Annotated in this window: 1 protein-coding gene; it reads right to left on the reverse strand. The window is 39.5% G+C overall.

What is annotated here, in order from left to right:
* On the reverse strand, positions 1–466 hold a 466-nt coding region (locus AC1VNY_RS42615), incomplete at both ends, for a hypothetical protein (protein ID WP_482409691.1).

The raw sequence follows: 466 nt of genomic DNA on the forward strand, positions 1-466 counted from the left end.
TTTCTGCGATATCCAAAGCAGTCTCTATGCCATCGAGAACTGCTTGACCCATTGTATTGGCTTTGCTTTTAAAACTAATCACAGCCACATCATCTTTTAAGTACCACAAACAAACACCCTCATTTTCATAAATAACATGAACAGGATGATGTGACTCCTTTAATACCCTGTCATGGAAGAATTGTTTATGGTAAACAGGTAACTGACTTCTGGCGTGATAATTGTTTTTACCAGGCGAATAAGCGCCTTCTCGTGTGTAAAATTCCTTTATTTCATATAACCACTCAGGTAGTTTTGCGCTTGATAATGCCGTATTATCCTGTATTGATTCATCGATTTGTCGAGTCACACTGTGTAAATCAGAAAGCTGCCAAGTTTCAAATGGTCCTTGCGCCCATCCAAATCCCCAGCGAATTGCCAGATCAACATCTCTTGCATTATCAGCAATTTCTTCCAAATGATACGC

Source organism: Bradyrhizobium ferriligni (assembly GCF_056837965.1).